The sequence below is a fragment of the Rhodococcus sp. ACS1 genome (genome assembly GCF_002300155.1).
Lineage (GTDB): Bacteria > Actinomycetota > Actinomycetes > Mycobacteriales > Mycobacteriaceae > Rhodococcus_F > Rhodococcus_F koreensis.
The window spans coordinates 856,425-882,349 of sequence record NZ_NSDZ01000004.1 but is presented as its reverse complement, the minus strand read 5'-3'; the positions used below and the strand labels follow the sequence as shown (position 1 = coordinate 882,349).

At 67.7% G+C, this 25,925-nt stretch carries 22 protein-coding genes; 14 read left to right on the top strand and 8 right to left on the bottom strand.

Features of this window, described 5'->3' with window-relative positions; translation table 11 throughout:
• Nucleotides 1–16: 16 nt before the first annotated feature.
• From CJ179_RS16370 to CJ179_RS16355, 4 genes are read left to right on the top strand one after another with little or no spacing between them, the layout of a single operon-like run.
• A complete protein-coding gene (locus tag CJ179_RS16370; RefSeq protein WP_095862258.1) occupies nt 17–1,126 on the top strand; it encodes an ABC transporter ATP-binding protein in 1,110 nt (369 codons plus the stop codon).
• Nucleotides 1,123–1,773 (top strand): ABC transporter permease, encoded by a 651-nt coding sequence (locus CJ179_RS16365; RefSeq protein ID WP_072937263.1) that lies wholly within the window; start codon nt 1,123–1,125, stop codon nt 1,771–1,773. The genes CJ179_RS16370 and CJ179_RS16365 overlap by 4 nt, the downstream gene beginning before the upstream one ends.
• Nucleotides 1,770–2,519 (top strand): ABC transporter permease, encoded by a 750-nt coding sequence (locus tag CJ179_RS16360; RefSeq protein WP_072937262.1) that lies wholly within the window; start codon nt 1,770–1,772, stop codon nt 2,517–2,519. Before CJ179_RS16365 ends, CJ179_RS16360 begins: the two co-directional genes overlap by 4 nt.
• 11 nt (nt 2,520–2,530) lie before the next feature.
• Nucleotides 2,531–3,439 carry an ABC transporter substrate-binding protein gene (locus CJ179_RS16355; protein ID WP_072937261.1) on the top strand — a complete coding sequence of 303 codons (909 nt, stop codon included), beginning with the start codon at nt 2,531–2,533 and terminating at the stop codon, nt 3,437–3,439.
• A gap of 12 nt (nt 3,440–3,451) precedes the next feature.
• On the opposite strand, the gene CJ179_RS16350 is transcribed toward CJ179_RS16355, so the two are convergent.
• Nucleotides 3,452–4,591: a serine hydrolase domain-containing protein gene (locus tag CJ179_RS16350; RefSeq protein ID WP_072937286.1), complete on the bottom strand. Its 1,140-nt coding sequence runs from the start codon at nt 4,589–4,591 to the stop codon at nt 3,452–3,454.
• Between the two features lie 118 nt (nt 4,592–4,709).
• Nucleotides 4,710–6,488: a CocE/NonD family hydrolase gene (locus CJ179_RS16345; RefSeq protein ID WP_095862257.1), complete on the bottom strand. Its 1,779-nt coding sequence runs from the start codon at nt 6,486–6,488 to the stop codon at nt 4,710–4,712.
• A gap of 166 nt (nt 6,489–6,654) precedes the next feature.
• On the opposite strand from CJ179_RS16345, the gene CJ179_RS16340 reads away from it, so the two are divergent.
• Together CJ179_RS16340 and CJ179_RS16335 are read left to right on the top strand one after the other, a co-directional pair.
• On the top strand, nt 6,655–7,329 hold the full coding sequence (locus CJ179_RS16340) for a GntR family transcriptional regulator (protein ID WP_095862256.1): 675 nt from the start codon (nt 6,655–6,657) through the stop codon (nt 7,327–7,329).
• 292 nt (nt 7,330–7,621) lie between these two features.
• Nucleotides 7,622–8,689: an IS110 family transposase gene (locus tag CJ179_RS16335; protein ID WP_143548906.1), complete on the top strand. Its 1,068-nt coding sequence runs from the start codon at nt 7,622–7,624 to the stop codon at nt 8,687–8,689.
• A 14-nt stretch (nt 8,690–8,703) separates the two neighbouring features.
• Here CJ179_RS16335 and CJ179_RS16330 read toward each other — a convergent pair whose 3' ends face one another.
• The 4 genes from CJ179_RS16330 to CJ179_RS16315 all read right to left on the bottom strand — a co-directional run bounded on the left by CJ179_RS16330 (nt 8,704) and on the right by CJ179_RS16315 (nt 14,276).
• On the bottom strand, nt 8,704–9,162 hold the full coding sequence (locus tag CJ179_RS16330; protein WP_095862255.1) for a hypothetical protein: 459 nt from the start codon (nt 9,160–9,162) through the stop codon (nt 8,704–8,706).
• Between the two features lie 5 nt (nt 9,163–9,167).
• Nucleotides 9,168–11,114, bottom strand: a complete 1,947-nt coding sequence (locus CJ179_RS16325; protein ID WP_095862254.1) for a primary-amine oxidase — start codon at nt 11,112–11,114, stop codon at nt 9,168–9,170.
• Nucleotides 11,111–12,601: an APC family permease gene (locus tag CJ179_RS16320; RefSeq protein WP_072937256.1), complete on the bottom strand. Its 1,491-nt coding sequence runs from the start codon at nt 12,599–12,601 to the stop codon at nt 11,111–11,113. Before CJ179_RS16320 ends, CJ179_RS16325 begins: the two co-directional genes overlap by 4 nt.
• Nucleotides 12,602–12,770: 169 nt before the next feature.
• Nucleotides 12,771–14,276 (bottom strand): aldehyde dehydrogenase family protein, encoded by a 1,506-nt coding sequence (locus CJ179_RS16315; protein WP_072937285.1) that lies wholly within the window; start codon nt 14,274–14,276, stop codon nt 12,771–12,773.
• A gap of 419 nt (nt 14,277–14,695) precedes the next feature.
• On the opposite strand from CJ179_RS16315, the gene CJ179_RS16310 reads away from it, so the two are divergent.
• The gene (locus CJ179_RS16310) at nt 14,696–16,150 is read left to right on the top strand and encodes an APC family permease (RefSeq protein WP_179377604.1); all 1,455 of its coding nucleotides are present in this window, start codon (nt 14,696–14,698) and stop codon (nt 16,148–16,150) included.
• The gene (locus tag CJ179_RS16305) at nt 16,147–16,902 is read left to right on the top strand and encodes an IclR family transcriptional regulator (protein ID WP_095862711.1); all 756 of its coding nucleotides are present in this window, start codon (nt 16,147–16,149) and stop codon (nt 16,900–16,902) included. Before CJ179_RS16310 ends, CJ179_RS16305 begins: the two co-directional genes overlap by 4 nt.
• Nucleotides 16,903–16,904: 2 nt before the next feature.
• Here the strand turns inward: CJ179_RS16305 and CJ179_RS16300 are convergent, their stop codons facing one another.
• Complete coding sequence (locus CJ179_RS16300; RefSeq protein ID WP_095862252.1) at nt 16,905–17,765, bottom strand: SDR family oxidoreductase; 861 nt, start codon at nt 17,763–17,765, stop codon at nt 16,905–16,907.
• A gap of 153 nt (nt 17,766–17,918) precedes the next feature.
• Between CJ179_RS16300 and CJ179_RS16295 the strand changes: the two genes are divergently transcribed.
• The 3 genes from CJ179_RS16295 (at nt 17,919) to CJ179_RS16285 (ending at nt 20,901) form a co-directional block, all read left to right on the top strand.
• A complete protein-coding gene (locus CJ179_RS16295; RefSeq protein WP_095862251.1) occupies nt 17,919–18,776 on the top strand; it encodes an SGNH/GDSL hydrolase family protein in 858 nt (285 codons plus the stop codon).
• 201 nt (nt 18,777–18,977) lie between these two features.
• Nucleotides 18,978–19,283, top strand: a complete 306-nt coding sequence (locus CJ179_RS16290; protein ID WP_095862250.1) for a WhiB family transcriptional regulator — start codon at nt 18,978–18,980, stop codon at nt 19,281–19,283.
• 178 nt (nt 19,284–19,461) lie between these two features.
• Nucleotides 19,462–20,901, top strand: coding sequence for an amino acid permease (locus CJ179_RS16285; RefSeq protein ID WP_095862249.1), 1,440 nt, complete (start codon nt 19,462–19,464; stop codon nt 20,899–20,901).
• Nucleotides 20,902–20,980: 79 nt separating this feature from the next.
• On the opposite strand, the gene CJ179_RS16280 is transcribed toward CJ179_RS16285, so the two are convergent.
• On the bottom strand, nt 20,981–22,450 hold the full coding sequence (locus CJ179_RS16280; protein WP_072937250.1) for a PucR family transcriptional regulator: 1,470 nt from the start codon (nt 22,448–22,450) through the stop codon (nt 20,981–20,983).
• A 131-nt stretch (nt 22,451–22,581) separates the two neighbouring features.
• On the opposite strand from CJ179_RS16280, the gene CJ179_RS16275 reads away from it, so the two are divergent.
• From CJ179_RS16275 to CJ179_RS16265, 3 genes are read left to right on the top strand one after another with little or no spacing between them, the layout of a single operon-like run.
• Nucleotides 22,582–23,994 carry an FAD-binding oxidoreductase gene (locus CJ179_RS16275; RefSeq protein WP_095862248.1) on the top strand — a complete coding sequence of 471 codons (1,413 nt, stop codon included), beginning with the start codon at nt 22,582–22,584 and terminating at the stop codon, nt 23,992–23,994.
• A gap of 37 nt (nt 23,995–24,031) precedes the next feature.
• The gene (locus CJ179_RS16270; RefSeq protein ID WP_095862247.1) at nt 24,032–24,379 is read left to right on the top strand and encodes a cupin domain-containing protein; all 348 of its coding nucleotides are present in this window, start codon (nt 24,032–24,034) and stop codon (nt 24,377–24,379) included.
• A 35-nt stretch (nt 24,380–24,414) separates the two neighbouring features.
• On the top strand, nt 24,415–25,908 hold the full coding sequence (locus CJ179_RS16265) for a CoA-acylating methylmalonate-semialdehyde dehydrogenase (protein WP_095862246.1): 1,494 nt from the start codon (nt 24,415–24,417) through the stop codon (nt 25,906–25,908).
• Nucleotides 25,909–25,925: the final 17 nt, after the last annotated feature.

Sequence of the window (25,925 nt, the reverse complement as noted above, 5' to 3'; positions counted from 1 at the left end):
CGAAAGTAGCACGCGGATGATCACATTCGACAAAGTCACCAAGGCGTACCCGGACGGCACGACAGCGGTGAACGAACTGGACCTCGAGTGCCCCAGCGGCAAGATCACGGCCCTCGTCGGTCCGTCGGGCTGCGGCAAGACGACGTCGTTGCGCATGATCAACAGGTTGATCGAACCGACGTCCGGAACCATCTCCCTCGACGGCGAGTCCACCGCGGACATGGACCCGGCGCTGCTGCGCCGGCGGATCGGGTACGTCATCCAGCACGCCGGACTGTTCCCGCATCGCACCATCGTGGACAACGTCGCGACGATGCCGAAGCTGCTGGGGAAGACGAAGAAGGAGGCCCGGACGAGGGCCATGGAACTGCTCGAGACGGTCGGTCTGGCCGCGCATTTCGCGGACCGGTATCCGTGGCAGCTCTCGGGCGGGCAGCAGCAGCGAGTCGGGGTCGCGCGCGCACTGGCCGCGGATCCGGCGTTCATGCTGATGGACGAGCCGTTCAGTGCCGTCGACCCGGTGGTCCGGAGCCAGCTGCAGGACGAATTCCTCCGACTGCAGAAGGAGATCGGGAAGACGATCATCATCGTCACCCACGACATCGACGAAGCGCTCAAACTCGGTGACCAGGTGGTCGTGTTGCGGACCGGCGGAGTCCTGGCGCAGGCGGCCACTCCGCTGGAGTTGCTGACCGAGCCCGCCGACGAGTTCGTCGCCGATTTCGTCGGACGCGACCGCGGCTACCGGTCGCTGGGTTTCGCGAATCTCGACGGACGCGTGGAGACGGTCGCCGAACCCGTTGCTCGTCTGGGTGATTCGGCGGGCGAGGCCCTCGCGCGGACGTCCGACGACTGGCTTCTCGTCGTCGACCCGGCGAACAAGCCGATCGGGTGGGTTCAGCCGTCGAAGGTCGTCGGCAGCATTCGCCCGGACGACGTGAATCTCAGCGGCACGGTCGCCGATGCGCACGGAACGATGCGGGCGCTGCTCGACGCCGCCCTGTCCGCACCCAGCAAGCGGGGTGTGGTCGTCGACGGCGACGGGGTGCTCGTGGGCACCGTGACGGCACACGCGGCCGTGGCGGCGATCGAGTCAGCGGATCTCGCGGGGGCGGTGGCCCGATGAACTTCGAATGGCTGGGTCGCCAGTCCGACCGCATCGTCGAACTCGTCGGCTGGCACATCCTGCTCTCCCTTGTCCCGATCGTCGTCGGCGTGATCGTCGCGTTGCCCATCGGCTGGCTCGCCCACCGCAATCGCCGGATCAACCCGTACGTGGTGGGGACCGCCGGCCTGCTCTACACGATCCCGTCGCTCGCCCTGTTCGTCCTGCTGCCGCCGATCCTCGGGACGAAGATCCTCGATCCGATGAACATCATTGTCGCGCTGACGATCTACACCGTCGCCATGCTGGTTCGCGTCGTCGCCGACGCCCTCGACTCGGTGCCCCAGGAAACCGTGCTCGCCGCGACGGCGATGGGCTACCGGCCGTATCAGACCCTGCTCAAAGTTCAGCTCCCGGTAGGTGTTCCCGTCATCTGCGCGGGCCTGCGGGTGGCCGTGGTGTCGAACGTCAGCCTGGTCTCGCTCGCCGCTCTGCTCGGGATCCCGCAGATCGGTTCGCTGTTCACCCAGGGCTTCCAGTTGCGTTTCTACACACCCATCATCGCCGGTATCGCGCTCAGCCTGCTGCTGGCCCTGGTTCTCGACCTCCTCATCGTGCTCGCTAACCGGTTACTCACCCCGTGGACCCCGAAGGTGGTCACCTCATGATCGACTTCCTGCTGGACGGTGCTCATTGGACAGGGCCCGAAGGCATTCCGGCCCTGCTCCTCCAGCACCTGATGTACACGTTCCTCGCCCTGTTCGCCGCCGCGCTGATCGCCGTTCCTCTCGGCCTGTACATCGGGCACACCGGGCGCGGGTCCGTCGTCGTCGCCGGTCTGGCCAACTCGCTGCGCGCCCTCCCGACCATCGGGTTGCTGATCCTGCTGGTGCTCGTCATCGCGCCGTCGTTCTCGAGTAAGCTGGCCTACCTGATTCCGAGCCTGATCGTGCTGGTACTGCTGGCCATTCCGCCGATCCTCACCAACACGTACGCGGGCATCCGCTCCGTCGACCCGGCCGCCGTGGACGCGGCCCGGGGAATGGGGTTCCGGTCGATGCGCATCCTCACCGAGGTGGAGTTGCCCTGCGCGCTGCCGTTGATGCTGTCGGGTGTCCGCAGCGCCGTGCTGCAGATCGTCTCGACGGCGACCGTCGCCGCCTACATTTCGCTCGGCGGCCTGGGACGACTCCTCATCGACGGCAAGGCGCAGAGCGACTACGCGCAGATGGCGGCGGGAGCGGTCCTCGTGTCGCTCCTCGCACTCGCCTTCGATCTCGCGATCGGGTTCCTCACGGTGCGGGTCGTCTCGCCCGGCCTCACCCGGCGGGTGCGCAGCGGCAAGCGCTCCGCCTCCGAAGACACCGCGGTCGCGGCCCGTCCCACGTCCGTACCCGAGCCCTCGCTGACCTGAAGGACATCACCATGAAGAAGGCATTGATCGTCGCGCTGGCAGGCGCCACCCTGATGTCGTTGACGGCTTGCGGGATCGGCAAGGATCCCCTCGCGGCCGACGGCGGCGGGAGCAGCGAGGGCGCCATCGTCGTCGGTTCCGCGGACTTTCCCGAAAGCCAGCTGATCGCCACCATCTACGCGGAAGCGTTGCGTGCGAACGGCATCGACGTGACGGAGAAGCTGAACATCGGAAGCCGGGAAGTGTACGTACCGGCCATCCGGGACGGCTCCATCGACCTGCTGCCCGAATACTCGGGCGCGTTGCTCCAGTATCTCGACAGCGCGACCACCGCGACGGCGTCGGACGAGGTGACCGAGGAGATCAAGGCGAAGCTCCCCGCCGGGCTCATTGCGCTGGAACCGTCGCCCGCCGAGGACAAGGACGTTCTCGCGGTGCGGCAGGAGACCGCGGACGAGTACTCGCTCGAGACGATCGAGGACCTCGTTCCCCACGCCGGCGAACTGACCCTCGGCGGCCCGCCCGAATGGAAGACCCGCGAGAACGGCGTCGCCGGCCTGAAGGACAGGTACGGGTTGACGTTCAAGGAGTTCCTGGCACTGGACGCCGGCGGGCCTCTCACGCTCAACGCCCTGCTCAGCGGTCAGATCGAGGTCGCGGACGTGTTCAGCACCGACCCGGCGATGCGTTCGGAGAACCTCGTGGCCCTCGAGGACACCAAGCACCTGTTCCTGGCGGAGAACATCACCCCGATCATCAACGAGAACAAGGCCGGCGACGACGTCCGCGCCGTGCTGGCGGACGTGTCGGCGGCGTTGACGACCGAGGATCTCATCGCGATGAATGAGCGGGTGGCCGACCTCGAGGACATGGGCGACATCGCCCGGGAGTGGCTGCAGGACAAGGGTCTGGCATCCTGATCCTCCCCCGCGTCAGCCCAGTGCGTCGAACGTCGCCGTCGCGTACTGGGCGGTGCGGTCGGACCCGAGCAGTCCCGGACCCATCTTGTTCATCACATACGTCATGGTCATCCGGCGTTCGGTGTCGACGACGACCTGCGAACCGCCCCAGCCACCCCAGAAGCAGATCCGCCCTTCGGGGACGAACGGCACCGACACGGGTGTCGGCAATCCGTAGCCGACGCCGAACCGGATCGGCTGCCCCAGCGCCAGATCCACGCCGTTCGACTGCTCCTCGAAGATGAGGGAGATGGTGTCCGGCGACAGCAGGCGGACGCCGTCGAGTTCGCCGCCGCAGGCCACCACGGACTGGATCCGGGCGAGTGACCGGGCGTTGCCCTGACCGCCGGCCGCGCCGTTCTCGGCCCTGCGCCACGCGTCGGACCAGGACGCGGAGGCGTCCGGTCCGGGCCCGGTGAACGTCCTGACGATGACGCTGGCGGGGTCGAGGGACGCCAGGTCGATCGGCAGCGGCGGCGGCGGGACCACGTTCGACACCCGGCCGAACTCCGACGGGTCCAATCCGATGTGGAAGTCGGCCGCCAGCGGTCCGGCGATCTCCTCGGCCACGAAACGGCCCAGGGTGCGTCCGTCGACCCGTCGGACGACCTCGCCGATCAGGTGACCGTAGTTCAGTGCGTGGTATCCGGACGCCGTGCCCGGCTCCCACCACGGCGCCTGGGCGGCAAGTCGTTTCGTCGATTCGGCGAGGTCGAACGTGTCCTCGACCGTGATCGGCTGATCCCACCCCGACACCCCCGAGGTGTGCGAGAGGAGATGCCGGACCTCGACGCGCTCCTTGCCGGCGGCCGCGAACTCGGGCCAGTACTTCGCGACGGGCGCGTACACGTCCAGCAGACCGCGGTCGACGAGCATCAGCGCGGCGAGAGCGGTCACCGTCTTGGTGCACGACCACACGTTGGTGAGGGTGTCGCGTCCCCATTCGGCGGTGTGATCGGGATCGGACCATCCGCCCCACATGTCGACCACCGGGTGTCCGTCGAGGGTCACGACGATCGACGCGCCGAGCTCCTCACCGGAGTCGAGATTGTCCTTCAGTGCGTCCTGCAACGCCGCGAAGCGCTGGTCGCACACTCCTCCGAGCTCGGTCACCTGCGGTTCCTCTCCACCGGCCGACGTCATATTGATATTGACATCGGATTCAATTGAGGGTTCCCAGTGTGATCCCGAGGCGGTGTGATGTCAATCACGTGCTGCTCGGGGCTCGTTTTCAGCCCGTCACCGGCAGCACCAGCGCCTGCCCCGGGTCGCCCGCGGCGATGGTGACCTGATGCGGCACCAGCCCGCCGCGGAAGCTCTGATCGCCGCCGGCCACCACGAGGCGAACACGGTGCCCCTCACCGAAGCGATGGACGATCGCCGGCATCACGACCCGCACGGGCTCGCCGGGTGCCACCATCCGCACCGGCGCGACCTGCCCGTTGATCAGCGTCTCGGTGCCGTCGGGAGCCACGTCGTACAGCTTGGCGAAGACCACCACCGCGTCTTCGACACCGGTGACCGCGGGTGCGGCCGCGACCCGGACGTCGAGCAGGGGCGCTCCGACCACGTCCAACGGGGCATCGAGGATCCCCGACGACCACTCGGCCTCGGTTCCGGGCTCGACACTCTGCGGGACCGGGGCGTTCGGCCTCGTGTCCGGTGCCTCGCGGTCGGTGGGGAGTCCGCCGGGCAGCGTGTTCAGCGTCTGGGCGCCGGCCACGATGCGGTCGCGGCGGTCGGTCAGTGCGCCGTCACCGGAGAGGTAGAGCGAATAGTCCTGACCCACCGAGACGTCCGAGGATTCGGCGTACGCGGGTGTGGCGTTGCCGGTGTAGTCGACCCAGTTGCGGAAGTAGCTGAATACCGGCCCGGTGTCCGCCCCGCTGTCCCGCAGGTAGTGGTCGAACCAGTCGATGATCCGGCCCGCCTCGTACTGGGTGTCGGGGTTGGGGTCCTTCATGTTGATCTCGCCCTCGGCGGGAGTCAGGTTGGAATGCCCCCAGCTGTGCCAGATCATCTTCACGTCGTTGCCCTGTGCCTGCAGCGTCTCGAAGGTGGCCTTCGACTCGTTGAGGTCGAACAGCGTGTCCTGCTGACCCTGCAGCAGCAGCACCGGGATCTTCACGCGATGGGCGTACGACACCACGGAGGACTGTCGCAGGAAGTCGACGGACGCCGGGTCCGGGAAACCCTGCACCGCGGACTGTGCCAGCGCGGGGCATGCGGGATCGGCGAAGTTGGGGCACCCCAGGGCCCGCACCGGGTCCTGCGCGTAGCCCTCCGCGCGGGGGTTGGTAACACCGACGGCCCCGAACGTCAGCGACCACACCACCTTCGATGCCCCGGGAACCGACGTGCTGACCCCGGACGTCTGGTCGATGCTGTTGGGCGCGAGCGAGTAGCTGAGGTCGTTCCAGGTGATCATCGGGATGATCGTGTCGATCCGTGGGTCCACCGACGCCGCGGCGAACTGCACCGCCCCGCCGTAGGACCCACCGATCATCCCCACCCGCGGATCGTTCGCCTCGGCCGTGCCGTGGTGGGCCGTCGCGTCCTGCACCACGTAGTCGAGACCCGCAACGGGAACGGTGTGCGCGGGATCGACGAACGCAGTCCCGTCGCGTCCGCCGAGGAAGCTCACCAGTTCACTCGCCGCAACTCCGTCGTACTCGGGGTTGTCCATGTGGATCTTGCAGCCCGAACCGCCGAAGCCCAGCCCGGAATAGGCGAGCACCGCGTAGCCCCGCGAGGCGAGGAACGAGCCGATACCGGCCTGATCGTTCTTGGAACCGCCGAAGCCGTTGGTGGTGAGGACGGCGGGGACGCGATTCGACGCCGACGCCGCATCCGGTTTGTACACGTCGCCGATCACGTCGCACGGTACGTCGCGGTTCGGTCCGACAAAGACCTGGAAATGGAGCGTCGTCTTCGTGAACCCGCCCGCGTCGGCGGTCGCCGGAGCGGCTGCCGCGATCGGTGTCAGGACGGTGGCCGCGGCCACCGCCATCGTCAGCGTCGATCTGCCCACCCTGCGATTCACAGCCCACCCGCCATCCGTCACGCCGTCCGGAGAACCTCCGAAGAGCGTAAACGCTCTGGAACTGTGACCAACTCGGATTGCCGGTATGTCGCGACACCCGAGCGACCGTGCCGTTTATATTTGAGTCGTGGCAATGTCCAAGCGCGCCGAAACGTCACTGTTGACCGACCAGGTCTACGACATGATCCACGAGTCGATCATGAACGGTGATCTGCCTGCCGGTGCCCGCCTGCGAGTGCGAGATCTCGCCGAACAGGTGGGAACCAGCGTGATGCCGGTGCGCGAGGCGATCCGCCGGCTCGAGGAAGCCGGGTTGGCCGAGCGATCACCGCACAAGGGGGCAGTGGTCAAGGGCCTCACCCTCGCCGAGTTGGTGCACGTCTACGACGTGCGCCGGTTGCTCGAGGTGGAGGCCGCCCGGCTCGGCGCCCAGCGAATCAGCGCTGCGGACAGTACCCGGATGCAGGACGAGTTCGCTTTCATGCGCACCGCCCTCGACGAGCGGCGTGTGGTGGCCTATCTCGACCACGACGAGGCGCTGCTGACGATCCTGTACGAGGCCGCCGAGAATCCCGTGCTGGTCGACACGATCCGCACGCTGTGGCAGCGTTGCCGGGCGTACAAGATCGTCGGCGCCGAGGGCACCGTCGACACGACCGAGGACGACTCGCTGTGGAAGTACCAGCAGCGTCTCGTCGAGGCCGCCCGGGAGCACGACGACGCCGCGGCCGCCGCGGTCAACAACGATTCGCTCCTGGACGCGACCGCGCGGATCAAGGCGCAACTCGCGCAGCAGGACGCCGGCTAGACACTCACCCGTGGCCTGACGCGACCACGCCCATGTGAGTGGCAAAGCGTGCCGGGGGACGCTTTGCCACTCAGTGATACTGGTTGGGTTCGTTGACGCGGCCGGTCTGACTCGTTGCCACTCTGACGCCCGCAAGGACTGTCCTTCACGTGATGTGTCGACCGACCGCGTCGACGAACACACGCGGCCGGTCGGGCGGAGTGACCTGATAGGAGCCTGACTTCGACAAGTCCCATCACTGAGTTGTCCGCCGTCCCGACCGGTGCGTGGCCACCAGATGAAAGGGACAGCCATGACCAGCATGACCGAAACCCCGCCGGATGTCAGCCTGACCATCCACGCCGGCGTCGACACCCACAAACACACCCACCACGCCGCGATCGTCGACCACCTCGGTCGCCCCCTCGCCGACCGCGAGTTCCCCGCCACCGACGCCGGCTACCACCAACTCCTGAGCTGGCTCGCCGGCACCGGCATCATCGCCTCCGTCGGTGTCGAGGGCACCGGCAGCTACGGCGCCGGCCTCACCCACGTGTTGCACGACGCCGGTCTCACCGTCGTCGAGGTCGACCGCCCCGACCGTCGTTCCCGACGGCGGCACGGCAAAACCGACCCGCTCGACGCCTACGCCGCCGCCACCGCGGCCCTGACCGGACGCGCCACCACCGTCCCCAAGACCCACGGCGGGGACGTCGAGGCAATCCGGTTCCTGCACAACGCCCGCCGCAGCGTGATCAAGTCCCGGGCCGAGGCGATCACCACCCTCAAGGCGATGATCGTGAACGCACCCGAACCCCTCCGCGCCGCCCTGCGCGGGCTGTCCGACCCCGCCCTGTTCGCCGCCTGTGCCGCGCTGCGTCCCGGCCCGATCGTCCCCGGCGACCTGACCGCGGCCGCCAAGACGGCGTTGCGGTCCCTCGCCCGCCGGATCCGCGCCCTCACCGCCGAGGGTCGGGCCCTGCGCACGAACATCGCGGCCCTGGTCGCCCACACCGCACCACGGCTGCTCGAACGGTGCGGCGTCGGTGTCGAGACCGCCGCCCAGCTGCTGATCACCGCCGGCGACAACCCGGGCCGCATCACCTCCGAGGGTGCCTTCGCGAACCTCTGCGGGGTCGCCCCGATCCCGGCGTCGTCCGGGCAGACGACCCGGCACCGCCTCAACCGGGGCGGTGACCGGCAAGCCAACCGGGCACTGCACGTGATCGTGCTCTCCAGACTCAAGTACGACGACCGCACCCGCGCCTACCGGGACAAACGACTCGCCCAAAGCAAAAGCAAACGCGACATCATCCGCTGCCTCAAACGAGCCGTCGCCCGAGAAATCTTCGCCCTCCTCAACCCCGCAAACCCGGGTTGACACTCATAGGAGCATCACGTGGGGGGTTGGTCGAGCCGGCTGCGGTAGAAGAGCACCGTCACGGCGACCACCGCTTCGAGCGCGGCCGTCGCGAGGGCCGCCGCCATCGGAGTCGACATCGCATGCGCCGTCGGCGCCGAGGCCGCCGCATGCATCGCGTGCCCGTGGTGGCCGCCACCCGAACCGGGACTCATCACGGTGAGGTGCAGTGCAATCATCCCGACGTTCATCATCGCGACCAGCCCCCAGTCCCGCTGCGAACCCCGCATCCACAGGTGCCCCGCGCAATACAGACATCCGAGGATCATCGCGACGGTCACCACCCCGACCATCGGCGACGCCGCCGCATGCTCACCGAGCGTCGCGGCGTGGAGCCCTGCCGTGGCGATCGCGAGGGCCGCGGCCGCCCGCCGCCACCAGAGGCTGGTGCGGCGGGCGGCCGTGGAGAAGGCCGTGGAGAAGACGGTGGTCACGACGTCTAGCCTTCGCAGCAGTGCTTCGCGGTGCTCGCCGGCAGGTCGAGCGCGGGATTGCGGTCGAAGAACCCGACGGGCTTGAGCTTGAACCCGGCGTAGTCGACGGGCATGACCGGCCAGTCCTCGGGCCGGGGGAAGTGCGTCAGCCCGAACGTGTGCCACAGCACCAGGTCTTCGCCGTCGATGTCCCGGTTGCCCGCCACGAACGAGGGCAGACCGGCCTGGCCCGGGTGCTGGTTGACGAAGTCGCCTGCGGGATAGCGCTCGGACTCGTCGTACTGCGTGACCCACAGGTGTTTGGTCGCGAACGCGGCGCGGGCGGCGATCGAACTCGACGGGTCTGCCAGGAGCACCGGCTGTCCTTCGGGGTGCAGCGCATACCCGACGTCCTGACCCAGGCGGTTCTGCTTGGTGGGATTGGTGATGTGCCAGACCCTGGCCTTGAGGTTGTCGGCGGTGCGCTGCCCCTCGGATTCGGTGGTCAGCTTCGTCTTCTGGCAGCGGAAGGCATTGCCCCACGGGTTCTCCGGTCCCATCGGGACGGGCACGGCATCCACCTCCTCGACCGTGTTCACGTTACCGTCGACGGCCATGTCGAGTCGAGCGGAGAAGAGGTGCTGGTGGAACGGGGCGCCGAGCCCGGGTGCCATCTGGGTGGAGAATCCGTCCGCGCCGCGGTACGCGGACGTGAAGACGATTCCAGTGGCCTTCGCCTCGAGTTCGATGGTGCCGTCCAGGTAGAGGTACCAGTAGAACCCGTAGTCGTAATTGCCGATGGTGAGGAAGAACGAGATGACCAGGCGGCGCGAGCGGCGGGTCTCGGTCATGCCGTTGAACATGTCGGTGTGCTTCCACAGGACGCCGTAGTCCTCCTCGTGGAGGCAGATCGCGTTCTTCATCACCCGCGGGTCGCCGGTCTCGTCGGCGATGGTGACGTCGAAGTACTGGATCTCACCGAGGCAGTCGCAGCCGAGTTCGAGCGAGTTGGTGTACCGGCCGAACAGGTACTCACCCTGGTCGAAGTAGTTCTGCCAGTATCGGACCGGGGAGGGGTCGGCGTACGGAACCACCATCTCGGCGATCGACGCGCGGTAGATCACGGGCCGTTCGACTCCCCCGTCGTCGAACGAGAGCTGGTGCAGTGTCAGTCCCTCACGCACATCGAATCCGAAGCGGAACTTCCAGTCGGCCCAGGTGATCTCGTTGCCGTCGACGGAAAAGCTGGCACCCTCGGGCTGCGTGATCTCGATCGGCTTGAGATCGGTGCGGGTGGGTGTCGCGTGCGGTTCGGCGTTCCATTCGCCGCGCTCGGCCGGCACCGGCAGCTCGATCTCGTCGACCACCTTCACGACGCGACGCTCGGTGAGGTCGACGTAGGCCACCACCCCGTCGATGGGGTGCGCCCACGGCAGGTCCGCCTTGTCCTCCTGGTGGAAGGCGAGGACGCGGACGATGCGGTGCCCGACCTCGTCCTCGTGGCCGAACACACCGGCCGACAGGGGAACCGCCCGGACCTTCGACGGTTCGATGTCGCGCTTCGCCATCGCCGCGAGCCAGTCGGCGCTGCCGAGCAGGAAGGCTTCGATGTCCTCGAACTCCTCGTCGAGGATCGGGACGTGACCGTCGGTGGCGGAATCGACGGTGGTCGAGCTGATCACACGGTTCTCCGTCACGGACACGACGAGGTCGGTGCCGATGCCGGTGGACCGGTCGAGCAGCAGGATCCGGGCGCGCCGCTCGATCGGGTCGCCGGGGGTGAACGCGAGGACCGTGGACTTGTGCGGCTCGGCGAGCGCGACGAACACGAAGCGCACGTTCTCGCCGATCAGTCCCTCGTCCGTGAGCAGTGCTTTCGCCGAGCGGATCTCATCCGCGGTCAGCGGAGTGAGCGGGTGATCCGGGGCGGCGGACCCCACGGTGGCGCGGGTCTCGGTGGTTGCGGTACTCATCGTGCGATCTCCTTGTCGATGACGGTGTCGTTCGTGTGATGCTGCGGTAGTGCGGTGTCGTGTCGTGCGGCGTGGGGCCGGAGCACTGCGACGGCTGCTCCGCCGGCGAAGGTTCCGACGAGCAGGACCCCGATGACGGCGGCGAGCGTGCTCGATCCGCCGACGAGAAGGGGAAGGTTGGCGACGGTCATGATCAGCAGCCCGGCCAGACCGACGAGTCCGAGCAGCGGTGCGATCACCGTGTTCCACAGCCGCCGGTCCACCCGGGTCCGGCCGAAGTAGACGAGGACGGCCACGGACGTCAGGGTCATCAGGGCGACGATGCCGACCGAGGACACACCGGCGAACCAGGCGAAGACCTCGGTCACCGGGTCGAGTCCGGCGACGGCGGACGCGAGGATCAGCACGAGAGCGGACACCGTCTGCACGACCGACGCGATGTACGGCGACGCATGCTTGTCGTGCGAACGGCCGCAGCCGGCGGGCAGGGCGGCACTGTTCCCGAGGGAGAAGATGTACCGGGAGAGCACGTTGTGGAAGGACAGCAGCGCGGCGAACAGGCTCGTGATCAGGAAGATCTGGACGAGGTCGCCGGCGATCGCACCGACGTAGCGGGTGGCGGTCTCGGTGATCATGCCCTCGGGGTTCTCGGTGGCGATGGCCACCGCGCCCTCGTCGCCCCACGCGCTGACCATCGCCCAGCTCGACAATGCGTAGAAGCCGCCGATGACCAGCAACGCGAGGTAGGTCGCCCGGGGAATGGTGCGGCCCGGATCGCGGGCCTCGTCACGGAAGACGGCGGTGGCCTCGAATCCGATGTACCCGGCGATGGCGAAGATCAGGGCGATGCCGGGTGCCCCGGAGAAGAACTCGCCCGGGTGAAATGCCGCCGTGGAGAATCCCTCGTCACCGCCGCCGCGGAGGATGACGGCGGCGTCGATGACGAGGACGATCCCGACCTCGCAGACAAGCAGGACGCCCAGCACCTTGCCGGACAGGTCGATGTGCCGGTATCCGAGGATCGCGACGACGGCGGTCACGGCCAGGGCCCACACGTACCAGGGAAGTTCGGGACCGCCGTGCGCGGTGACGAAATCGTTGACGGCGGCCCCGATGTATCCGTAGACCGCGCCCTGGACGGCGGTGTACGACAGCAGCGCGAGAAACGCGGAGCCGAGACCGGCATGCCTGCCCAGGCCCTGCGTGATGTAGGTGTAGAACGCGCCGGCGCCGGGGAGGTGCTTGGCCATCGCGGTGAATCCGACGGCGAAGAACAGCAACACCACCGTGCAGACCAGGTACGACGCCGGATAGGCGGCGCCGTTACCCGCCGAGATCCCCAGCGGGACGGTGCCGGCGATTACGGTCAACGGGGCCGCCGCTGCGACGACCATGAACACGATGGCACCGGGACCGAGGGTGCCTGCCAGTCTGCGAGACGCGCCGTCGCTGACTGCACTCGGGTGCGGTGAGGCGTTGGTTGTCATGGCTTCCTTCGACTTTCACGAGGAGAGGGTCTGCGTGGATGCTCCGCGGTGAGCTCCGGAACGAGCATGCGGCTGCGGGTTGTCGGCGCGGTTGCCGAAGCGTCACGGTTCGTCGACGGCAAATGAGAACGCATGCAGGGGTGTTCTCATTCGGCTCCGGTCACGGTCTCTAGAGCGCGATGTTGACGGACTTGCTCTGGGTGTACTCGGCGATGGCGCCCTCACCGAGTTCGCGTCCCCACCCGGACTGCTTGTAGCCGCCGAACGGGAGCGCCGTGTCGAACGCATTGTGGCAGTTCACCCACACGGTGCCCGCCTTGATCTCGGCGGCCACCTCGTGGGCGCGGGACACGTCCCGGGTCCACACGCTGGCGGCGAGGCCGTAGGGGGTGTCGTTGGCGGCTGCGCGGACGCCTTCCTCCCGGTTGAACGGCACCGCGACGGCGACCGGTCCGAAGATCTCCTCCTGGTACACGCTGAAGTCGCGGTTCACGTCGACCAGCAGGGTGGGCTCGACGTAGAAACCGGTGTCGCCGTGCCGCCGCCCGCCGGAGAGGGCGCGGGCGCCGTCGGCGAGTCCGGCGTCGATGTAGCCGGTGACCTTGCCCAATTGCTCCCCGGAGATCAGCGGGCCGATGTCGTTGGTCGGGTCGAGCCCGGGGCCGATCTTCTGCGACTTCGCGAAATCGGCTACCCCGGATGTGAATTCGTCGAAGATCCGATCCTCGACGAGCAGCCGCGTTCCAGCCGTGCAGGCCTGCCCGTGGTTGAACAGGAATCCGCTCGCCACGCCCGGGATCGCGGCCTCGAGGTCCGCATCGGAGAACACGACCTGCGGGCTCTTGCCACCGAGTTCGAGGGACACCTTCTTGAGGTTCCCCGACGCGGCATTGACGATCTTCTTTCCGACCTCGGTGGAGCCGGTGAACGCGACCTTGTCGACGTCGTCGTGACCGGACAGCGCCGCGCCGATGTCGCCGAACCCGGTGAGCACGTTGAACACGCCGTCCGGGACGCCGGCCTCGGCGATCACCTCGGCGAGGAGCAGCGCGGTGAGCGGGGTCTGCTCCGCGGGCTTGAGGATCATGGTGTTCGCGCAGGTCAGCGCGGGCGCCACCTTGAACGCGGCCATCACCAGCGGGAAGTTCCAGGGGATGATCTGCGCGCACACGCCGACCGGTTCGCGGGTGGTGAAGGCGTGGAAGCGGGCGCCGGGCGCCCACGGCACCGACACCGGGATGGTGCGGCCCTCGATCTTGGTTGCCCAGCCGGCGTAGTAGAAGAAGATCTCCGCCGCCCACGTCACGTCGACGGCCTTGGCCACCGCCACCGACTTGCCGTTGTCGATCGACTCGAGCTGCGCGAACTGATCCGCGCGGGCGAGGATTCCCTCGCCGATCTTCCAGAGGATCCGCTGACGTTCCGCAGGGGTGAGCGAGCGCCACGGCCCGGACTCGAACGCCCGCCGGGCCACCGCAACCGCCCGGTCCACGTCTTCGATGCCGGCGTGCGGCACTGTCGTGATCACCTGTCCGGTGGCGGGATCGACCGTCTCGAACGTCCTGCCCGACGCGGAGTCCACCCATCGGCCGTCGACGAACATGCGCTTCGGGGACGAAACGAAGTCGACGACCCGGGGGTCGAGTCCGGCTGGGGTGTGAACGACTGCAGTCATCATGTCCTCTTCGATGGAGTGAATGAATCTGTGAATGAATCCGGCTTCTGCAGAACACTTTTGGCGGGAGTTTTCGCCTCGTCGTGCTGCGGCCTGAACCCACGATAAACCCGGGATGTGTCGCCGGTCACTACTAAATCCGGATGGGAATCAGCGACTGCGGCATTCTCATTCGACTTTTCCGGCCGCGGCGGTGGCGATTCTCATTCCGGCTTTTCGGGTCGGTGCAGCTGATCCACCATGTGCGGCGTCGCAGGCCCCGGAATCGGGAACGAATTCCCCGGCCATTCTCATTCGAGGTGACCGAAAATTAATTCCGATCGGCGCATCACGCTCGACTCCTGCGCTAGCGTGCAACTCATGCAGCCCGGCGTCGATCACGCGCGGGCAGGCGAGAAAGTGTGGAGAGCAGGTGCGTGGTGTCCGGTACACCCAGAATCAGAAGTAGATCACCGGTCGCCGGTCTCGAGCGCGCGCGCCTGAGTTTCGTCCAGGTGCTCGGGCAGTCCGTGTCCGCGGTCGCACCGTCGGCCGTGATGGTCACGCTGCCCGCTCTCGTCATCCCCGACGCCGGCCGGGCGACCATCGCGGTGTTCGTCGCCGCGGCGATTCTGATGACGGCGGTCGGCTACTGCGTCGGACAGTTCGCGACTCGGATGGTGGCCGTCAGCGGTCTCTACAGCTACATCGTGAAGGGGCTCGGGGCGGTGCCCGGTTTCGGCGGCGGCTGGTCGCTGCTCGTCGGCTACGCGGCCGCCGCCATGGCGAGCACGCTCGGCGCCGCGAGTTACCTCGCGGCGCTGCTCGGCCGAGTGGGGCTTCCGACGGGGTCGACGCTCATCGCGGTCCTCGCGGCGATCGTCGGACTGCTCGCCCTGATGCTGATGATCCGGGGGGTGAAGTTGTCGGCGCGGATCATGCTCGCCATCGAGGTCTTCGCCATCGTCGCCGCCTCCGCCGCGCTCGTGGTCGCGTTCGTCCAATCCGTCCGGGAGGGCGCGACCCCGTCCGCGGGCGGCGCGAAATCGGGGTCCGCGGTCGGGTTCGCCGTACTGCTCGCGATTACGTCGTTCGTCGGATTCGAGAGCGCGGGCACGGTGGCGCGCGAAGCCCGCAACCCGTTCGTCACCGTTCCGCGCGCCATCCGGTGGACCCCGATCGCCCTGGGCGTCCTGTACGTGTTCGCGGCCGCCCTGCAATTGCCGGAGCCGGTGCGGCAGGGAGTCGACTCACTGCCGATCGTCCTCACGTTGCCCGACCCGTCCGGCGCCGGTTCGTCGGCGCTGTCGATCGTCATGGAACTCGGCATCACCGCCTCCTGGTTCGCCTGCGTCCTCGGTTCGACGACCGCACTGTCTCGAACGCTGTTCGCGATGGGCCGCGAAGGGGTGGTTCCGATCGTGTTCGGCCGGACGCACGACCGGTTCCACACCCCCCACGTGGCGCTGGCGGTCGCGATGCCGGTGATCGTCGCCGTCCCCGTCCTCTACCTGTTCGTCAGCGGTTCGAGCCGCGACGTCCTGATCGGGCTGCTCGCCGTGTCCGCCCACGGCTACGTCCTCGCGTACGTCCTGCTGTGCGTCGCGACGCCGGCGTTCCTGCGGCGGATCGGCGAACTGACCCGGCTCCCGCTGGTCATCGGCGCGCTGGCGGCGACGGCGATGGTCGCACTGGTCGGGTGGGCGGCGTTCTCGCGGACGTATGTCGCGGGCGCGGCGACCGCGGTCTACGTGCTTCTGATGCTCCTCGGCGCCGCGGTGTTCGCGATCCGCGCCAGGCGATCCCCCGGAATCGGAGAACGGATGGGTGTGTACGACGAGGCCGTGGCCGACGACCTGCTGGGCCGCTACCGCCCGTGGGAGGTCCGCCGGTGAACGCCGACGACAGGGCCCTGTCGGGGCGGCAGCCGAAGGCCGTCACCAGCGCGCTGCAGGTGCTCGAGGAAGTGGCCCGCGCCGGTTCGGGTGTCACGGCGAAGGACATCGCGGCCCGCCTGTCGATGCCGTCGGCGACCACGTACCGGCTGCTCAACATCCTCGTCGGCGAAGGCTATGTAGTGCGGCTCCCCGACCTGTCGGGGTTCGCCCTGGGCCAGAAGATCGGGGTCCTCGTCGACGCCGCCGTGGTGCCCACCGTGTGTGCGGCGGCGCGGGAGGTCCTCGCCGAGCTTCGACTGTCGGTGCGGTTCGGGGTCCACCTCTTCTACTACACCAACGTCGCCGTCCGCACCGCCGACGCCGACCCCGAATACCCGCCGCCAGAGGACGAGTCGTTCCTCAACCAGCACCTCTACGCGTGTGCGGTCGGCAAGCTTCTCCTCGCGGAGAAGGCGGAACTCGAATCCGTGATTCCCCGCTGGGAGCCGCGCGCGCTGACGGCCCGCACGATCGTCGCGCGGAGTGAACTGCTCGCGAATCTGGACCTGATCCGAAGCCAGGGGTTCGCCACCCAACTCGCGGAGTTGCGAGACGCATCGGCGTGCGTCGCCGTCCCCGTCCGGTCCGGAACGGGGGCACTCGTCGGCAGTCTGGCACTGTCGGGGCACGTCGATCACGAACACCTCATGCTGCGGCATGTCCCGTCACTGCGGGAGCACGCGGAACGGCTCGCCCCGCTGATGGCCTGACGTCACGTCGTCTGCGACTGCCGGGCGAGGCGACGGTCGTAGTCGGCCCGTCCGACGGGGTCGACGGCGGTGAGCGCGCGCCGGTCGTCGACGAGTCGGCGACCGAGGTCGAGGAGGCTCTCCGGGACCACGGCGTCGATCAGATCCCACCCGGCGAGGTAGCGGGGCACCGCCGTTTCGGCGCGACGATGGTCGAGTGTCCGAACGATGGCGTCCGCCACGTCCTCGGGGTCGACGGTCGGCATCCCACCGCCCAGCGGCACCCCCGACGACAGCCCGGTGCGGACCGCGCTGGGAAGAATCGTGCTCACGCTGACACCGGCCGGAGCGAACTCGGCCCGGACGGCGGCGGACAGTCCGACCGCCCCGAACTTGCTGGCGTTGTAGACGGCCATCCCGGGCACGGGCAGTTTGCCGGCCATCGATGCGACGTTCACGATGTGGCCACGCCCGCGCTCGACCATCCCGGGCAACACCGTTCGCATGCCGTGCAGCGGTCCCCACACGTTGACGTTCATCGTCATCCGGCTGGTCTCGTCGGATTCCTCGAGGAACCCACCGAGCGGCATGACGCCGGCGTTGTTGACCAGCACGTCGATGCGACCGCAGTCCGCGAGCACGTCGTCGGCGAACCGCCGCCACGACTCCGCGGAAGCGACGTCCACCGTGTACGCGCGGGCGCCGATCGCCGCAGCCGCCTCGTCGGCGACCGCGCGATCGAGATCACCGATGCACACGGTCGCGCCCCTGGCCGCGAACAGTTCCGCAGTGGCGCGGCCGATGCCCCTCCCTCCCCCGGTCACGACGACGACCGCGCCGTCCGGGTCGATCTCGGGGTAATTCCGTCCGCTGAAGATTCCCATGGTTTCGGAGACTATCAGTATCTGAGTTACGTCGGTAGCCCGAATTTCTCCGAGTCCGTCGAAGTCAGGCGATATCCTGCGGGCGGAAATAAGATGAGTGATGACGAAAAACCCGCCGGGCCCGCACGATCCGGTCGTCCTCGAAGCGGTCCCGTGAAGCCGGGCCTGCCCTCCGCCCTCGTCGCGTGCGCGGTGGCGCTCGCGCTCCCGTGGTCGCATCCGGCCGTGGCCGACGCCGCGCCGGACCCCGCCGTCCGGTACGTCGCGTTGGGGGATTCGCGAGCCACCGGGTCGCCTCAGGATCTGCTGTCGATTCGGGACGGGTGCTTCCGCACGTCCGACGCGTACCCGCAGATCGTCGCCGACACCCTGAGGGCGGAATCCTATGTCAGCCGGGCGTGCGCAGGCGCGAAGACCGAGAACATCACGACAACACCGCAATTCACAGTGACCGGCCCGCAGCCACCGCAGATCGGGGCGCTCCAGCCGGACACGACGCTCGTCACCGTCAGCATCGGCGGAAACGACATCGCGTGGTCGTCGCTGGTCGAGCCCTGCTACACGCCCGCCCCGGGATTCGACGCGAAATGTCGCTCCGACGCCACCACGGCCCGGCGCATGACCGACGCCCTCGCCGCGCTCGGCCCGAAGGTGTCCGCAACCCTGGCTGCCATCGCCACGAAGTCCCCCGCAGCAACTGTGCTCCTGGTGGGGCACGGCGGCATCTTCGGCGACCGCGGCTGCTGGCCCTACGTCCCCACGAGCGACGCCGACGCCGCCTTCGTCGTGCAGTTCTTCGTGCGAATGAACGCCGTTCTCGCCAACGCGGCACGCGCGAACGGCGCCCGGTTCGTCGACGTGGCCGCCGCCGCGGTGGGGCACGACGCGTGCGCCGGACCCGATCGACGCTGGTTCGAGGGCCTCGTCCCCCGGTCGTTCACGATGCCCCTGCACCCCACCCACGAAGGGCACAGAGCGATGGCCTCGCTCGTCGTCGCGGCCCTTCCCTGACCCGCGGGCGTCGGCGCGCAGGCACTGCTGGACGCCCGACCTAGTGGCACACCCGGGTGCTCATCCGGTATACCCTTCAAACGGGTCGTACGGTTTGTTATCCGGCAACGGCCGTAACCGATACCGACGCTCACATAAAGAAAAACGACATCTGTTTCCCGAAACGTGGGTCGTCCACGGGCCGGGAACGGAAGGACCGCAGTGCTGTTGGCAGAAACGTCAGAAATGCGGGCCCCCGCGGCCGCACCCCACCACGAGGAGTGGCGAGAGGTAGCCGCATGCCGCGGAGTCGCATCATCGGTGTTTTTCTCCCCCGATGGCGAACGCGGTCGCGCCCGGGCCCGCCGCGAGGCGAACGCCCGGCAGATCTGCGAAGACTGCCCGGTCGTCGCCCAGTGCCGCGACCACGCCCTCACAGCGGACGAACCGTACGGAATCTGGGGAGGCATGACCGAGGCCGACCGCCGACGCCACGCCCGGCGAACCCGGACCGGCGAGCGCCGCTGACCTGGTCAGCCGCGTTTCGGGCACGGCTCTTCATCACATTGTATGAACCGGCACCCCCACGGTTGTCGTGATGGCGCATGGTGGGCGCGCAACCACACGAGCAGGGTGACTCCCATCACAAGCGTGGTCCCGCCCCCGCGATCGTCGACGGATGCGGACACCTGATGAAGGGAATGCCATGGGTACGGTTCCGGACGGAGCGCATCAGCTCAAACCCGGCCTCAAGCAGCGGCACCTCACGATGCTGTCGCTCGGCGGCGTCATCGGTGCGGGGTTGTTCGTCGGCTCGAGTGCGATCATCAACCAGGCCGGTCCGCTTGCGTTCATCACGTATGGCATCACGGGACTGATCGTGTTGCTGGTCATGCGCATGCTCGGGGAAATGGCTTCTGCCAAAACCTGTTCCGGATCGTTCACCGATTATGCGCGGATGGCGTGGGGTGAGTGGGCAGGATTCTCGACGGGGTGGCTCTATTGGTATTTCTGGGTCATCGTCGTCGGATTCGAGGCCGTCGTCGGCGGTCAGATGATCAACAAATGGATCCCGTCGATACCGGTATGGGCGATTGCGCTCGTACTGATGATGGTCATGACCGCCGTCAATCTCCTGTCGGTCGGCGCTTTCGGTGAGGCGGAATACTGGTTCGCCAGCATCAAAGTCGTCGCCATCGTCGCCTTCATCACCGTCGCCGCCCTCTTCGTTTTCGGACTCTGGCCCGGCGCAAGCATCGACTTCGGCAACCTCACCGATCACGGTGGATTGCTGCCGAACGGGTTGGCCACCCTGTTCGTCGGCGTGGTGGTGGTCATCTTCTCCATGACCGGAGTCGAGGTCGTCACGATCGCGGCAGCCGAATCGGCGGAGCCGGCGAAATCGATCCGCAAGGCCGTCAATTCGGTGGTGTTCCGCATCCTCGCCTTCTTCGTCATCTCGACATTCCTGATCGCCGTGATCGTGCCGTGGGACTCGGTCGTTCCGGGGGAATCGCCGTTCGTCGCCGCCCTGGACCGGATCGGCATTCCGGGTACGGCGGACCTGCTCAACCTCGTCATCCTGGTCGCGGTGCTCTCCGTCCTGAACTCCGGTCTCTACACGTCCTCGCGGCTGCTGTTCGTCATGGGCGGACGCGGCGACGCTCCGGCGTGGATGACCTCGACCAACAAGCGGGGTGTCCCGGTGAAGGGAATCCTCTCGTGCACGGTGGTCGGCTACGGATGTGTGGTGCTCGCGGCCCTGTTCCCGGACACGGTGTTCCTGTTCCTGATCAACGCCTCCGGTGCGGTGTTCCTGTTCGTGTACTTCATGATCTGCATCTCCGAATTGCGGTTGCGCAGGCGGTGGGAGAAGGAAGACCCGAGCCTGCTCCAGTTCCGGATGTGGCTGTACCCGGGCCTGCCGATCCTGGTCACGACAGCGATCGTCGCGGTGCTGGTCAGCATGGGATTCCGGGAAGCCAACCGGATCGAGCTGATGCAGGGAGTCGCCGTCTGGGTGGTGCTGACGATCGTCTACGTCCTGAGGAAGCGACTGGGTGGGCGCGGTTCCGGAGGATCTTCTTCGCTGGACTCCCCGGGCGCCGACAACGAGCGACCCGCGACTCCCCAACCGACCTCGTAAAACGCGGGAATACCCGTCACAGTGCTGCTGCCACCCCAGGGTGGTAGCAGCACTTCGCGTTCCGGGAAGGCATGCCGGCTCACTCGATCAGTTCGTCCAGTGTCAGTTTGGTTCGGTCGGCGCCGGACAGCGCGAGCCAGAACATCGCCGACCCTTCCGTGGAGGTGGGTTTCAGGCCGGTGAGCTGTTCGACGCGGCGCAGCCGGTACACGAGGGTCTGCCTGTGGATCTTCAGTTCGTCGGCACTCTTCTGCCAGGCGCCGTCGTTGCGGAGGAACACCCGGACCGAGCTGACGAGGTCGCCCTCGCTGGTTCTGTCGTGGAGGATCAGCGGGCCGAGGATGTCGCGCACCAGTCGGCGAGTGTCTTCCACACTGCGTGGCAAGAAACCGATCTCGTCGTCGTCTTCGCCGTAGACGTTGACGGTCAGCCCCTGTTCGTGAGCACGGGCCACAGCGAGTTGGGCTTGCCGGGCGGCTTCGGCGACGTCGGAGTTGGCGGTGAGGGTGGTGCTGACCCCGACGGCACATCCGCGCCCCAGCTTCGAACCGATCGTCGACAGCAGATCCAGGTCTCGTGGTACCAGCCCGATCAGCATCGCCGTGCGGGGCAGCAGCAACGGCGCGTACTCGTGAAGGCACACCTGCCGATGAATCGTCTCGTGGTGCAAGGCATCTCCGTCGGGGGTACTCCAGCATGCGACGACGACGGCATTCGTCATTCCACGGTGACGTAGTTCCGGCCAGACTGCGGCGGCGGTGATGGTGTCGTCCAGCAGGCCCAGCAGCAGGTCCTGTCCGGAGGCGCGGAGCCGGTCACGTTGCGCGGCATCGTGTTCGAGTTCCAGGGCGATCAGCCCACCGAGGTGTTGGAGCAACGGCCGGTCGTTGACGGGCAGCCGGCCGGCGCCGGCCGACAGCACCACCGCCCCTGCGCCCGGGATGGGAATTTCCACGCGGCCGGCCGGTTCGTCCGGCCGGTTGTCACGCTGGTGCAGCGCGAGTCGGCCGCTGACCACGACTTCACCGGCGTCGTGGTCCCGGACCTCGAGCGCCCACCCGGTGGTGCCCTCGAGCGCGGAGATCCGGTCGGCGAACGTGCCCCTGGCGTGCAGCGCCTGCCAGTACACGTCGTAGAGGCGTGTGATCGTCGTCAAGCGTTGGCGTTCGGATTCGACGGCACTTTCGATGACGGTCCGTGCCAACGTGACGAACTGCAAGTCGAAGCTCGCGGACAGCACGGGAAAGCCGCGTCGGTCGGCCACCGTGAGCAGTTCGGCGGTCACATCCGGGGTGCCGGGGCCGCGCGCGATCACCAGGGCGCTGACCTGGCTGTCGATCAGGTGCGCCATCCACTCGGACTGCTCCGCGGGGCCGTCGGGAAGCCCGCCGCCGGTCGTCATGACCAGGTCACCGCTTTCGAACCACAGCCACGGATCGGGAAGGTCGCACGCGTGCGCCCAGGTCACCAGTCTCGCGCCACCGCTCTCGCCGGCGAGATACCGCAATCCGAGCGACGGGATCGCGGTCAGTTGATCGACGGAGATCACCGGTCCTCACCTCCTCATACAAACGTACAGCCGGCGGTCGGATGTCTGTGAATCCGGAGTATGTCGGGGCTCACATGCTGACACGACACTGGACACCGACGCACGAAACGAATGACGGCTGGAGGCTCTAGATGGTAGTCAGCAATGCCCGCGCTGGTGGGCGCGACGTGTCAGGTGCCGCACACGGTACACCCCTGTGGCGCGAGGATCGAGAGTTCGCTCCCCGACGGCCCGCGTTGCCCGGGAACGTCACCGCCGATGTCGCCATCGTCGGTGCCGGGTTCACCGGGTTGTGGGCGGCCTACTACCTGCTGCAGGCGGATCCGTCGCTGAAAGTCGTTCTTCTCGAACGCGAATTCGCCGGGTTCGGGGCGTCCGGGCGCAACGGCGGGTGGGCGTCGTCGATCTTCCCGGTCTCCCTCGCCCGCGTCGAACAGCTGTATTCGCACCGCGCCGCCCTGGATCTGCAGGCCGCGATGAACGACACGGTCTCCGAGATCGGCCGGGTCGTCGGCGACGAGGGCATCGACTGCGAATACGCCCGCGACGGGTTCGTCTCCCTCGCGCGGAGCGAGGCGCAGTGGGCGCGGGCGAAGGCGACCGTGGCCGGTGCCGAGAAGTTCGGCACCCGCGGCCAGTGGCAACTGCTCGATTCCGCTGCGGCGCAGGAGAAAATCAACGCCACCGACGTCCTCGGCGGCATCTACACCGGGCACTGTGCACTGCTGCACCCGGACAAACTCGTGCGTGGGCTCGCCGGCTGGGTCGAGGAACACGGCGCAGTCATCTACGAGGACACCGCGGTCGACGAGATCGGCAAGGGCATCGTCTGGACCGAACACGGTTCGGTCACCGCCTCCGTCGTCATCCGCGCGACCGAGGCATTCACCCCCGAATTTCCGGCGTACCGGCGCAACGTGGCACCGCTGTACTCACTGGTCGTCGCCACCGCGCCCCTGCCCCAGGGGCTTCGCGAGGACCTGGGTCTCGACGGACGCACCGCGTTCAACGACATGCGCAACCTCCGGATCTATGCGCACCCGACCAGCGACGGCCGCTTGCTGTTCGGCGGCCGCGGCGCGCCGTATCACTTCGGGTCCAAGATCGATTCGTCCTTCGACGTGGACGAGAAGATTCACGACAAGATCATCGACACGATGCACGAGTTCTTCCCGGCGCTGGCGGAAGTGCCGATCACCCACCGGTGGGGCGGCCCGCTCGGTGTTCCGCGCGACTGGTTCCCGTCGGTCGGCTACGACCAGAACAACAAGACGGCCTGGGCCGGACCGTACGTCGGTGACGGTGTCGCGACCAGCAACCTCGCCGGCCGCATCCTGCGCAACCTCATCCTCGACAAGCGCGACGACCTGAATTCGCTCCCCGTGGTCAACCACCGCTCGCCGAAGTGGGAAGTCGAGCCGTTCCGGTGGTTCGGAGTCAATGCCGGACTGCGCGCCGCCGCGACCGCCGACCTCGAGGAGCGGGTGACCAACAAGCCGTCCAAGGTTTCCGCGCTGCTGGAGAAGCTCACCGGCGCCCACTGACCATCGATACTGCAGAACACTTCTTGGAGAAATCACCATGACATCACTGATCCACTTGCCCGCCAGCACAGTTCAAGGCGAGCTGACCCCCGCAGGGCAGCGGCCCGGAGCAGACAGCGGCGACCCGCAACTCGGCACGCTGCCCCTCGACGGCGGCACCGACGCCCAGATCGGGATCTGGGAATGCCGGCCGGGTGGTTGGCCGGTAGTCGACCGGCCGAACACCGAGACCTGCTACATCATTTCGGGCAAGGCGACGCTGATCGACGACGAAACCGGTACCGCGGTGGAAGTCTCGGCGGGCGACTTCCTCGTCCTGCCTCCGGGGTGGTCCGGGCGCTGGGATGTCACCGACACCGTGCGCAAGGCATACGCGATCTTCTGATCCGGTCTCCCACCGACCTCCTCGAAAGGACACCCATGACCACCACGATTCCCCATTGGTTCGACAACAAGACCTTCCCCGGCACCAGCGGCAACACCGCCCCCGTCACCAACCCGGCCACCGGCGCCGTCACCGGACAGGTCGCCCTGGCCAGCGTCGAGGACGCCCGCGCCGTCATCGACGCCGCAGCCGCCGCCTTCCCCGCCTGGCGCGACACCTCCCTGGCCAAGCGGACGCAGATCATCTTCAAGTTCCGGGAACTGCTCAACGAGCGCAAGGGCGAACTCGCCGAGATCATCACCTCCGAACACGGCAAGGTCGTCTCCGACGCCCTCGGCGAAGTCTCCCGCGGCCAGGAGGTCGTCGAATTCGCCTGCGGCATCGCCCACCTGCTCAAAGGCGGCATGACCGAAAACGCCTCCACCAACGTCGACGTCTCCTCCCTCCGCCAACCCGTCGGCCCCGTCGGGATCATCTCCCCCTTCAACTTCCCCGCCATGGTCCCGATGTGGTTCTTCCCCATCGCCATCGCCGCCGGTAACACGGTGGTGTTGAAGCCGTCCGAGAAGGACCCCACCGCCGCCATCTGGATGGCCGAACTCTGGGCCGAAGCCGGCCTCCCGGCCGGGGTGTTCAACGTCCTGCAGGGCGACAAGACCTCCGTCGACGAACTCCTCACCAACCCCGCAATCAAGGCCATCAGCTTCGTCGGCTCCACCCCCATCGCCCAGTACGTCTACGCCACCGGCACCGCCCACGGCAAACGCGTCCAAGCCCTCGGCGGCGCCAAGAACCACGCCATCGTCCTGCCCGACGCCGACCTCGACCTCGCCGCCGACGCCATGGTCAACGCCGGCTTCGGATCCGCCGGCGAACGGTGCATGGCGATCTCCGCCCTCGTCGCCGTCGGCGACATCGCCGACGAACTCGTCGCGAAAATCACCGAACGCACCAACACCCTCAAGACCGGTGACGGCACCCGCGATTCCGACATGGGACCGCTCGTGACGAAGGTGCACCGCGACAAGGTCGCCTCCTACATCGACGCCGGCGAAAACGACGGCGCCACCATCGTCGTCGACGGCCGCACCGTGCAGCCCGACGGCGGCGAGGACGGGTTCTGGCTCGGACCCACCCTGATCGACCACGTCACCACCGACATGTCCGTGTACACCGACGAGATCTTCGGACCCGTCCTCTCCGTGATCCGGGTCGACTCCTACGACGAAGCCCTCGAACTGGTGAACTCCAGCCAGTTCGGCAACGGCACCGCCATCTTCACCAACGACGGCGGCGCCGCCCGCCGATTCCAGAACGAGGTCGAGGTCGGCATGGTCGGCATCAACGTCCCCATCCCCGTCCCGATGGCCTACTACTCCTTCGGGGGCTGGAAGAACTCCCTGTTCGGCGACACCCACGCCCACGGCGCCGAAGGCGTGCACTTCTTCACCCGCGGTAAGGTCGTCACCACCCGCTGGCTCGACCCCAGCCACGGCGGCCTCAACCTCGGCTTCCCCCAGAACAACTAAACCCCCACCACATCACC

What these genes read in the sequence shown, in the direction of transcription:
- CJ179_RS16370 (WP_095862258.1), top strand. Translation starts at nt 17, where the DNA reads ATGATCACATTCGACAAAGTCACCAAGGCGTACCCGGACGGCACGACA.
- CJ179_RS16365 (WP_072937263.1), top strand. Translation starts at nt 1,123, where the DNA reads ATGAACTTCGAATGGCTGGGTCGCCAGTCCGACCGCATCGTCGAACTC.
- CJ179_RS16360 (WP_072937262.1), top strand. Translation starts at nt 1,770, where the DNA reads ATGATCGACTTCCTGCTGGACGGTGCTCATTGGACAGGGCCCGAAGGC.
- CJ179_RS16355 (WP_072937261.1), top strand. Translation starts at nt 2,531, where the DNA reads ATGAAGAAGGCATTGATCGTCGCGCTGGCAGGCGCCACCCTGATGTCG.
- CJ179_RS16345 (WP_095862257.1), bottom strand. Translation starts at nt 6,488, where the DNA reads ATGGCGGTGGCCGCGGCCACCGTCCTGACACCGATCGCGGCAGCCGCT.
- CJ179_RS16340 (WP_095862256.1), top strand. Translation starts at nt 6,655, where the DNA reads ATGTCCAAGCGCGCCGAAACGTCACTGTTGACCGACCAGGTCTACGAC.
- CJ179_RS16335 (WP_143548906.1), top strand. Translation starts at nt 7,622, where the DNA reads ATGACCAGCATGACCGAAACCCCGCCGGATGTCAGCCTGACCATCCAC.
- CJ179_RS16325 (WP_095862254.1), bottom strand. Translation starts at nt 11,114, where the DNA reads ATGAGTACCGCAACCACCGAGACCCGCGCCACCGTGGGGTCCGCCGCC.
- CJ179_RS16320 (WP_072937256.1), bottom strand. Translation starts at nt 12,601, where the DNA reads ATGACAACCAACGCCTCACCGCACCCGAGTGCAGTCAGCGACGGCGCG.
- CJ179_RS16315 (WP_072937285.1), bottom strand. Translation starts at nt 14,276, where the DNA reads ATGACTGCAGTCGTTCACACCCCAGCCGGACTCGACCCCCGGGTCGTC.
- CJ179_RS16300 (WP_095862252.1), bottom strand. Translation starts at nt 17,765, where the DNA reads ATGGGAATCTTCAGCGGACGGAATTACCCCGAGATCGACCCGGACGGC.
- CJ179_RS16285 (WP_095862249.1), top strand. Translation starts at nt 19,462, where the DNA reads ATGGGTACGGTTCCGGACGGAGCGCATCAGCTCAAACCCGGCCTCAAG.
- CJ179_RS16275 (WP_095862248.1), top strand. Translation starts at nt 22,582, where the DNA reads ATGGTAGTCAGCAATGCCCGCGCTGGTGGGCGCGACGTGTCAGGTGCC.
- CJ179_RS16270 (WP_095862247.1), top strand. Translation starts at nt 24,032, where the DNA reads ATGACATCACTGATCCACTTGCCCGCCAGCACAGTTCAAGGCGAGCTG.
- CJ179_RS16265 (WP_095862246.1), top strand. Translation starts at nt 24,415, where the DNA reads ATGACCACCACGATTCCCCATTGGTTCGACAACAAGACCTTCCCCGGC.